General features: G+C 72.6%; 12 protein-coding genes. 6 read left to right on the plus strand and 6 right to left on the minus strand.

Annotated elements, in window-relative coordinates; genetic code table 11:
* Positions 1-51 precede the first annotated feature (51 nt).
* Positions 52-834, plus strand: a complete 783-nt coding sequence (locus E1265_RS28840; RefSeq protein WP_132933936.1) for an ABC transporter ATP-binding protein — start codon at positions 52-54, stop codon at positions 832-834.
* On the opposite strand, the gene E1265_RS28845 is transcribed toward E1265_RS28840, so the two are convergent.
* Positions 801-1,163, minus strand: a complete 363-nt coding sequence (locus tag E1265_RS28845) for a nuclear transport factor 2 family protein (RefSeq protein WP_243741186.1) — start codon at positions 1,161-1,163, stop codon at positions 801-803. The two genes, E1265_RS28840 and E1265_RS28845, sit on opposite strands and share 34 nt — an antisense overlap.
* A 58-nt stretch (positions 1,164-1,221) precedes the next feature.
* On the opposite strand from E1265_RS28845, the gene E1265_RS28850 reads away from it, so the two are divergent.
* Positions 1,222-1,674: a helix-turn-helix domain-containing protein gene (locus E1265_RS28850; RefSeq protein WP_132933938.1), complete on the plus strand. Its 453-nt coding sequence runs from the start codon at positions 1,222-1,224 to the stop codon at positions 1,672-1,674.
* Positions 1,592-2,197 carry a nucleoside triphosphate pyrophosphatase gene (locus tag E1265_RS28855; protein WP_132933939.1) on the plus strand — a complete coding sequence of 202 codons (606 nt, stop codon included), beginning with the start codon at positions 1,592-1,594 and terminating at the stop codon, positions 2,195-2,197. Before E1265_RS28850 ends, E1265_RS28855 begins: the two co-directional genes overlap by 83 nt.
* On the opposite strand, the gene E1265_RS28860 is transcribed toward E1265_RS28855, so the two are convergent.
* Positions 2,178-2,636: a hypothetical protein gene (locus tag E1265_RS28860; protein WP_207931254.1), complete on the minus strand. Its 459-nt coding sequence runs from the start codon at positions 2,634-2,636 to the stop codon at positions 2,178-2,180. The genes E1265_RS28855 and E1265_RS28860 overlap by 20 nt on opposite strands.
* Positions 2,637-2,945: 309 nt before the next feature.
* Between E1265_RS28860 and E1265_RS28865 the strand changes: the two genes are divergently transcribed.
* Entirely contained in the window at positions 2,946-4,727 is a 1,782-nt protein-coding gene (locus E1265_RS28865; RefSeq protein ID WP_132933940.1) for a biotin carboxylase N-terminal domain-containing protein, read from the plus strand.
* Positions 4,728-4,770: 43 nt separating this feature from the next.
* Here the strand turns inward: E1265_RS28865 and E1265_RS28870 are convergent, their stop codons facing one another.
* Both E1265_RS28870 and E1265_RS28875 read right to left on the minus strand, forming a co-directional pair.
* Positions 4,771-5,016 (minus strand): type II toxin-antitoxin system RelE/ParE family toxin, encoded by a 246-nt coding sequence (locus E1265_RS28870; protein ID WP_132933941.1) that lies wholly within the window; start codon positions 5,014-5,016, stop codon positions 4,771-4,773.
* Positions 5,013-5,276 carry a type II toxin-antitoxin system prevent-host-death family antitoxin gene (locus E1265_RS28875; RefSeq protein ID WP_132933942.1) on the minus strand — a complete coding sequence of 88 codons (264 nt, stop codon included), beginning with the start codon at positions 5,274-5,276 and terminating at the stop codon, positions 5,013-5,015. Before E1265_RS28875 ends, E1265_RS28870 begins: the two co-directional genes overlap by 4 nt.
* Before the next feature lie 164 nt (positions 5,277-5,440).
* Between E1265_RS28875 and E1265_RS28880 the strand changes: the two genes are divergently transcribed.
* Positions 5,441-5,638 carry a DUF397 domain-containing protein gene (locus E1265_RS28880; protein ID WP_132933943.1) on the plus strand — a complete coding sequence of 66 codons (198 nt, stop codon included), beginning with the start codon at positions 5,441-5,443 and terminating at the stop codon, positions 5,636-5,638.
* Positions 5,639-5,666: 28 nt separating this feature from the next.
* Here the strand turns inward: E1265_RS28880 and E1265_RS28885 are convergent, their stop codons facing one another.
* Together E1265_RS28885 and E1265_RS28890 are read right to left on the minus strand one after the other, a co-directional pair.
* Complete coding sequence (locus E1265_RS28885; protein WP_132933944.1) at positions 5,667-6,527, minus strand: DeoR/GlpR family DNA-binding transcription regulator; 861 nt, start codon at positions 6,525-6,527, stop codon at positions 5,667-5,669.
* Positions 6,528-6,684: 157 nt separating this feature from the next.
* Positions 6,685-8,127 (minus strand): NAD(P)H-quinone dehydrogenase, encoded by a 1,443-nt coding sequence (locus E1265_RS28890; protein ID WP_132933945.1) that lies wholly within the window; start codon positions 8,125-8,127, stop codon positions 6,685-6,687.
* 105 nt (positions 8,128-8,232) lie between these two features.
* On the opposite strand from E1265_RS28890, the gene E1265_RS28895 reads away from it, so the two are divergent.
* The gene (locus E1265_RS28895) at positions 8,233-8,670 is read left to right on the plus strand and encodes a gamma-glutamylcyclotransferase (RefSeq protein WP_132933946.1); all 438 of its coding nucleotides are present in this window, start codon (positions 8,233-8,235) and stop codon (positions 8,668-8,670) included.
* Positions 8,671-8,857: the final 187 nt, after the last annotated feature.

The following is an 8,857-nucleotide window of genomic DNA, read 5'->3' on the forward strand; positions in this document are numbered from 1 at the left end:
GGTGGGTGGGGGGAATCGCAGACACCAAGACGACAGAAGGACGCACGTGACATGTATGAACTCACCGACGTGACCAAGGAGTACCGCCGCCAAGGCGGCGCACGCGGCGCAGGCCGTGGGGCCGTCACCGCGCTGGACCGCGTGGCGCTGACCGTGCCGAGCGGGAGTCGGTTGGTCATCCAGGGGCCGACCGGCGGCGGCAAGTCCACGTTGTTGCAGCTGCTCGGCGGGCTCGACCGGGCCACGCGCGGCAGCGTCGTCCTGGACGGGACCGACCTCGGCCGGCTGTCCGAGGCGAAACTCACCCGGCTCCGCGCCCAGCGGATCGGCTTCGTGTTCCAGGGCTTCCACCTCATCTCGACCCTCTCCGCCCAGGAGAACGTCGAGACGGCCCTCGTCCCCCTCGGGCTCCGCGCCGCGGAACGGCGTCGCCAGGCCGCCGCGGCCCTGGAGTCCGTCGGCCTCGCCGAGCGGGCCAACCACCTCCCGAGCGAGCTCTCCGGCGGCCAGCAGCAACGCGTCGCCATCGCCCGGGCGTTGGCCAAGCGCCCCCAGGTGCTGCTCGCCGACGAGCCTACCGGCAACCTCGACGAGTCCACCCGCGACGAGGTCATGGACATGCTGGAGAGCCGGTGGCGCGAGCTCGGCCTGACCTTCGTCATGGTCACGCACGACAGCGCGCTGGCCCGCCGCGCCGACCGGGTGGCCCGCATCGCCGACGGCCGGATCGAGGTCATCGAGAAGGTCAGCGAGAACGTCAGCGAGAACGTCAGCGAGCGCGCGGACGCGGAGCCGACGGATCAGCTGCCGCCGAAGGGGCTGTCGATGACGTAGCGCCAGCGCCCGTCGGCGCCGCGCCGCGCCACGTCCGTGGCGGTGGCGCGGATCCCGGCGGCCGGGATCTCCCAGTCGACGACCAGCAGCGCGACGTCCCCCGCGACGCTGACCGAGCGCGGCCGCACCGTGATCGGCTCGCCGAGCCCGAGGAACTTGTCGTTGGCCCGTTCGATCTCGGCCCTGCCCCGGGCGACGGGGCCCGACCGCGGCACGAACACGGCGTCCGCCGCGTACAGGTCGAGCACGGCGTCCCGGTCGCCGCTGTTGAAGCGCGCGGCGAACGCGGCGGGCACCTCGTCCGGAGCGGCGGGAAGGGTCGGCGCCACGGCGGCTTCTCCTATCGTGGAAGGCTCTGTCCGGCCCCCAACGTTAGGAGGCGCCCCCGTGACTCACCCAACGGTTGGCCACGCGCCCGGGCTGCCCGACGACCCGCGTGCCCGGGTCACGGCGCCCGCGCCCGGCTGCCCTGTGGAGCTCGCGCTCGACGCGCTGCGCGGCCGGTGGACGACCCTGGTCGTGCGCGAACTCCTCGCCGGGCCGCGCACGTTCAGCCAGCTCTCGGCCGCCCTGCCGACGCTCTCCGACAAGGTGCTCGCCGACCGGCTGCGGCACCTCACCGAGGCGGCCGTGCTCGACCGGGACCGCGTCCCCGGCTGGCCGCCCCGCGTGTGCTACCGCCTCACCAAGCGCGGGCGCGGTCTCGGGCCGGTACTCCAGGCGCTGTGGGACTGGGGTGCCCGTTACGCTGGCGACCATGACGCCGAAGAGACGACTGGTACTGGCCTCGCAGTCCCCCGCCCGGCTCGGTCTGCTGCGGCAGGCGGGTCTCGCCCCTGAGGTGATCGTCAGCGGCGTCGACGAGGACGCCCTCACCGCCGAGACCCCGGAGCGACTCGCGCAGGTGCTCGCCAACGCCAAGGCCGAGGCCGTCGCCGCCCGCCCCAAGGCGGCCGGCGCGCTGGTCGTCGGCTGCGACTCCCTGCTCGAGCTCGACGGCCGCCCGCTGGGCAAGCCGGCCGACGCCGAGGAGGCCGTCGCGCGCTGGAAGTCCATGCGCGGCCGGGCCGGCGTGCTCCGCACCGGGCACTGCCTGATCGACACCGTCGACGGGCGGCGGGCGAGCGGCGTGGCGTCCACCACCGTGCACTTCGGCGAGCCGACCGACGACGAGATCGCCGCCTACGTCGCCTCGGGCGAACCCCTGTACGTCGCGGGCGCGTTCACCCTCGACGGTCGCTCCGCGCCGTTCGTCCACCACATCGAGGGCGACGCCGGCAACGTGATCGGGCTCTCCCTGCCGCTGCTGCGCGACCTGCTACGCGACGGCCCCGGGATCCCCATCACCGACCTCTGGGCCTGAGGCGGCGGCCGCCCCGGGCAGGCCCGGGTACGCGGGATCGGGATAGATCGGGATAGAGCGTCAACGTCAGCACGATCAGCGCGAAGACGACCATCAGACCCGCGAACGCCGACCACCCCACGAGCCCCACGGCCAACGCGCCGAACACCGCGTGCACCACCGCGCCGCCGACGAGCACCACCCGGGCGAGCCGGCGCGGCGGCCGGTCCGTCACGGAGACCCGGGCCAGCAGCACGCCGCACAGCAGCAGGAAGGCGGCGAGCACCGCGCCGCCCACCCACGCCGACACGCTGATCGTCGTGGCCGAAACCCCGCCCACGGACATCTCCTGCCGGTCGGCCACCAGGCCGAGAATCCACTGCAGCAGCCCGAGGACCGCCGCCGCACCGAAGACCACCACCGCCGCCACCGCGGCCACGCCTCGTCTGCCCCGGTTCACGCCGCGCACGCTACTGCCGGGTAAAGCCGACGGCAACCCCCCTCGACCGGGCGGCAAAGAATCCCGCCGAGCCTTGTGCGCTTTCCACAAAACGAGGCCGTCCTTGATGTCTCGGACCACCCGAGTTTCAGTCCGCCGCCGGAATCAGAACGCAAAGCTCAGCAAGGCGCGTACCTTGGGACAGCAAGGATTTTCGTCGGACGGGGGCACCGCGCTCACCAGTCGTGTGGGCAAGGTCACTCCTGTGGGCGACTCGTTGCGAGGTGTCGCCAGTACCTAAAATCCCCTTGTTCCGAGGAGGGAGCCATCGTGCGCAAGGTGCTCATCGCCAACCGCGGCGAAATCGCCGTCCGGGTCGCCCGGGCATGCCGGGACGCCGGCATCGCCAGCGTGGCCGTCTACGCCGAGCCGGACCGGGACGCGGTGCATGTCCGCGCAACCGACGAGGCGTTCGCGCTGGGCGGTGACACCCCGGCGGCCAGCTATCTGGACATCGAGAAGGTGCTCAAGGCGGCGGCCGACGCCGGCGCCGACGCCATCCACCCCGGCTATGGGTTCCTGTCAGAGAACGCGGAGTTCGCGCAGGCCGTGATCGACGCCGGCCTCACCTGGATCGGCCCGCCGCCGGCCGCCATCCGCTCGCTGGGCGACAAGGTCGCCGCCCGCCACATCGCGCAGCGCGCCGGCGCGCCGCTGGTCGCCGGCACCACCGACCCGGTCTCCGGCGCCGACGAGGTGGTCGCGTTCGCGCGGGAGCACGGCCTGCCGGTGGCCATCAAGGCCGCCTTCGGCGGTGGCGGCCGCGGGCTCAAGGTGGCCCGCACGATCGAGGAGATCCCCGAGCTCTACGACTCGGCGGTGCGCGAGGCGGTGGCCGCCTTCGGCCGCGGCGAGTGCTTCGTCGAGCGCTACCTGGACCGGCCGCGGCACGTTGAGACCCAGTGCCTGGCCGACCGGCACGGCAACGTGGTGGTGGTCTCCACCCGCGACTGCTCGCTCCAGCGCCGCCACCAGAAGCTGGTCGAGGAGGCCCCGGCGCCGTACCTGAGCGACGAGCAGAACGCGGAGCTCTACCGCGCCTCCAAGGCCATCCTCCGCGAGGCCGGCTATGTCGGCGCCGGCACCTGCGAGTTCCTCGTCGGCCAGGACGGCACGATCTCCTTCCTGGAGGTCAACACCCGCCTGCAGGTGGAGCACCCGGTCTCCGAGGAGATCACCGGCATCGACCTGGTGCGGGAGCAGCTGCGCGTCGCCGAGGGCGAGGAGCTGGGGTACGACGATCCCGAACTGCGCGGTCACTCCATCGAGTTCCGCATCAATGGCGAGGACCCGGGCCGCAACTTCCTGCCGGCGCCCGGCACGGTGACGACGTTCGTGCCGCCGCTCGGCCCCGGCGTGCGGGTGGACACGGGCGTCGAGTCGGGCTCGGTCATCGGCCCGGCGTGGGACTCGATGCTGGCCAAGCTGATCGTCACCGGCGCGACCCGGCGCCAGGCCCTGGAGCGGGCGGCGCGGGCGCTGGCCGAGTTCCGGGTCGAGGGCATGGCGACGGTGATCCCGTTCCACCGCACGGTGGTGAAGGACCCGGCGTTCGCTCCCGAGGTCACCGGCCGGGAGGGCGAGCCGTTTCACGTCCACACCCGGTGGATCGAGACCGAGTTCGTGAACGGTCTCGCCGCCTACGACGGCGCGGCCGTCGACGTGGAGGCGGCGGAGGGCACGGTCCGCGAGACGGTGGTGGTCGAGGTCGCCGGCAAGCGGCTCGAGGTGTCGCTGCCGGCCACGCTGGCGATGCCGCTGGCCCGTGCGGCGGTGGCGGGCGGCGCCCGCCCGGCCCGCCGCAAGCAGAGCAAGCGCGCCGCCTCCGGCGCGACGGGCGACGCGCTGGCCTCCCCGATGCAGGGCACGGTCGTCAAGGTCGCCGTGGAGGAGGGCCAGCAGGTCTCCGAGGGCGAGCTGGTGATCGTCCTGGAGGCGATGAAGATGGAACAGCCGATCAACGCGCACCGCACCGGCACCGTGACGGCCCTGAAGGCCGAGGTCGGCGCATCCCTCTCCTCGGGTGCGGTGATCTGCGAGATCAAGGACTGAGAAGTGGAGGCGGTCCGCGCGGCACGGGCCGTGCGGACCGGGGTCAGCCGGGCACTCGGCCGACGTGTTCGATGTGAGGAACGCGCGCCTCGAGGCGGTACAGGATGCGCCAGGAGCCGTGCCGCAGGCGGCGGTGGTCCGTGCCCCACGGGTGAGAGCCTGCCGGTCGAGGGTCCTCGACCGGCTGGTCCGTGGCCCGCAGCAGGGTGTCGACCCCGAGTGGGTCCTCCTTGAGGTGACCGGCGGCGGCATTGAGCGCCGCCGGCTCCCACTGGACCCGCCAGGTCACTCGTTTCTCCCGGCCGCGTCGAGCAGAGCCCGGCGCGCCTCGCTGTGCGGCACCGGCGTCTCGGTGCGGCCGAGGGCGCGATCTCGCTCAAGACGAGCGAGAGCCAGAGCGTCCTCCAGGTCTTCCAACTCGGCCGGAGAGATGAGGACGGCCGTGGGAACGCCGCGATCGGTCAGTGTGATGTGCTCGTGTTGGGCGGCTCGACGCGCCAGATCGCCGAGCCTGCCTCGCGCTTCCGCGATGGGATATGTAGCCGACATACCGTACACCTGGATTACAGATCCGCCCGGCTGATCCGCCCGAACACATATGCCGAACGCATTTTCGCTACGATCTGCTCTCGCGTCGTGACCGTGTCGTGACGCGGCGCCTCGGACGGGGCGTCAACCGGCGTGTTTTCCAAGGGCATGGAGGACGATCGGCGATGCGTTTACCGCTGGAGTGGGAACTGCGGACCGCTTCCTGGCGCAAGTCCAGCTACAGCAACGGGGACGGCGGTGAGTGCGTCGAGGTGGCCAGAGGGCTCGCCGGGGCGCTCCCCGTGCGGGACAGCAAGGGTCCCGGCAAGCCCGTGCTGGTCTTTCCGCACCGCTCCTGGCAGGCATTCCTCACCACCCTCTGAGCCACCGCGTGAGCCACCCCGCGCGCCGTCAGCCGTCCAACCTGCGCAGCATCCGAGGGCCGCGCGGCACCGGCAGCGGCACCTCGCGGCGCCCCACGCCGCCCGGCGGCTCGCCGGGCTGCTTGGCGACGCCACCCGCCAGGGCGATGCGGACGCCCTGCGCGGCCAGCGCCTCGAGCACGGTCGCCGCTTTGTCGCCGTCGCCCGGTGGCGGCTGGTCCGTCACCAACTGCGCGATGTGGTCCGAGGGCACGGTCTGGAAGGCCGTGTCCAGGCCGAGCTTGGTGTGGTCGGCGAGCACCACCACCTCGGCCGCCGCCCGCACCAACGCCCGGTCCACGCTGGCGGCCAGCATGTTGGACGTCGAGAGGCCACGGTCGGCGGTGAGCCCCGAGCCGGAGAGGAACGCCCGGCTCACCCGCAGACCGAGCAGCGACTGCTCGGCGCCGCTGCCGACCAGCGCGTAGTGCGAGCCGCGCAACGTGCCGCCGGTCATGACCACTTCGACCCGGTTGGCGTGTGCCAGCGCCTGCGCCACCAGCAGCGAGTTGGTGACCACCGTGAGCCCCGGGACCCGCGCCAACCGGCGCGCCAGCTCCTGGGTGGTGGTGCCGGCGCCCACCACGATGGCCTCCCCCTCCCGCACCAGGCCGGCCGCGTACTCCGCGATGGCGGTCTTCTCCGCCGTCGCGGCCATCGCCCGCTGGGGAAAACCCGACTCCCGGGTGAAGCCACCGGGGAGGACCGCGCCACCGTGCCTGCGGTCCAGCAGTCCTTCGGCCTCCAGAGCGCGCACATCGCGCCGCACGGTCACCTCGGAGGTCTGGACAACCCGGGCGAGCTCCCGGAGCGAGACCGCCCCGTTGGCCCGCACCATTTCGAGAATCATCTGACGACGTTCAGCAGCGAACACGGAACTGACAGTAACCTGAACGACCGTCTGCTTTCAGCAGGTTGCGGGGATTTTCCGAAGTTGTCTGTGCGCACGCCCCCGGCGTGCTATGCACCCATGCGCCCGCCCGCGCGATCCACGCGCTGACCAGTGCCTACTGTTCCTCGCTCGCCCTGCGGGTGTGCAGCTGCCGGGCCGCCTCGGCGATCGAGCCGGACAGAGACGGGTACACAGTGAACGCCTTTGCGATCTGTTCCACCGTCAGACTGTTGTCGACCGCGATCGAAATCGGATGAATGAGCTCGCTCGCCCGCGGCGCGACGACCACGCCGCCCACCACGATCCCCGTCCCCGGACGGCAGAACAGCTTCACGAAGCCGTCCCGCACGCCCTGCATCTTGGCCCGCGGGTTGCGCAGCAGCGGCAGCTTCACCGTCCGCGCGTCGATCCGGCCCTCGTCGACGTCGGCCTGCGTGTAGCCGACGGTGGCGATCTCCGGGTCCGTGAAGATGTTCCCCGAGACCGTGTTCAGGTCGAGCGGCGCCACCGCGTCGCCCAGGAAGTGGTACATCGCGATCCGGCCCTGCATCGCCGCCACCGAGGCGAGCGCCAGCACACCCGTGCAGTCCCCCGCCGCGTACACGCCGGGCGCCGTCGTCCGCGACACCTTGTCCGTCCAGATGTGCCCGGACTCCTTCAGCCTGACCCCGGCCTCCACCAGACCCATGTCCGAGGTGTTCGGCACCGCGCCCACCGCCATCAGGCAGTGCGTGCCGGAGATCGTCCGGCCGTCCTGGAGGGTGATCTCCACCCGGTTCCCCACCCGCTTCGCGGCGGCGGCGCGCGAGCGCGCCATCACGTTCATCCCGCGGCGCCGGAACACGTCCTCGAGCACGGCCGCCGCGTCCGGGTCCTCGCCGGGCAGCACCCGGTCCCGCGAGGAGACCAGCGTCACCCGGGAGCCGAGCGCCTGGTAGGCGCCGGCGAACTCGGCGCCCGTCACCCCGGAGCCGACCACGATCAGCTCCTCGGGCAGCTCCTTCAGGTCATAGACCTGCGTCCAGGTCAGGATCCGTTCACCGTCCGGACGCGCGTCCGGCAGCTCGCGCGGCTGGCCGCCGGTGGCGATCAGCACGCAGTCCGCCTCGAGGTCGAGCGGCGCGCCGTCCTCCGTGTCGAGCACCGTGACCCGGCGTGAGCCGTTGGGCCCCTGGTGCGGCTCGAGCCGGCCGCGCCCCCGCACCACCCGCACGCCGGCCCGCGTCACCGAGGCCGTGATGTCGTGCGACTGGGCGAGCGCGAGCCGCTTCACCCGGCGGTTGACCCGGCCCAGGTCGACGCCGATGCCGCGCACCTCGTCCCCGACGCCGTCCCCGTCGTGGTCTATCTCGATGCCGAGCTCCTCGTGCGAGGAGTCGAAGCTCGTCATCACCTCGGCCGTGGCGATCAGCGTCTTGGACGGCACGCAGTCGGTCAGCACCGAGGCACCGCCGAGGCCCGCCCGGTCGACAATGGTCACTTCGGCCCCGAGCTGCGCCGCCACGAGCGCCGCCTCGTAGCCGCCGGGTCCGCCACCAATGATCACGATCCGAGTCACGTCTCCAGTGTCTCGTACGACCGGTCGAATCTCCCGCCCGGCCCCGCGGTCGGTCGTGCCACCGCTTCGGCCGGTCACCCCCGCCTCTCCCGTACGCTCAGTCCCATGTCGCTCTACGCCGCATACGCCGGAAACCTTGACCCCCGGCTGATGTCCCGCCGCGCCCCGCACTCGCCCCTGCGCGTCACCGGCTGGCTGACCGGCTGGCGGCTCACCTTCGGCGGTGAGGAGATGGGCTGGGAGGGCGCCCTGGCCACCATCGTTGAGGACCCGATCTCGGACGTCTTCGTCGCCCTCTACGACATCGCGCCGATGGACGAGGAGGCGCTCGACCGCTGGGAGGGCGTCGGCCTCGGCATCTACCGCCGCACCCGGCTCCGCGTCCACACCCTGGACGGCGACGTGGCGGCCTGGGGCTACGTGCTCAACGGCTACGAGGGCGGCCTGCCGTCCGCGCGCTACCTCGGCGAGCTCGCCGACGCGGCCGAGTCGGCGGGCGCGCCGCACGACTACGTGATGGAGCTGCGGAAGCGTCCCTGCTAGCCGGCCTGGCGGCCTGAGCGCCCCGAAGGTATCTCCACTCGATACGGGCCGGGGCGTCACGGGGTGTACGTGACGTGCTGCGCTTCCCGCTCCGCGAGGACGGGGCCCGGCCCCGTCGCCGCCGACCAGCGCCTCCGGCCCTGCCGACGCCGCCTACCAGCGGCCCGACCGGGCTTTCCCCCCACCC

The sequence above is a fragment of the Streptomyces sp. 8K308 genome (assembly GCF_004348315.1).
In the GTDB taxonomy this organism is placed as follows: domain Bacteria; phylum Actinomycetota; class Actinomycetes; order Streptomycetales; family Streptomycetaceae; genus Streptomyces.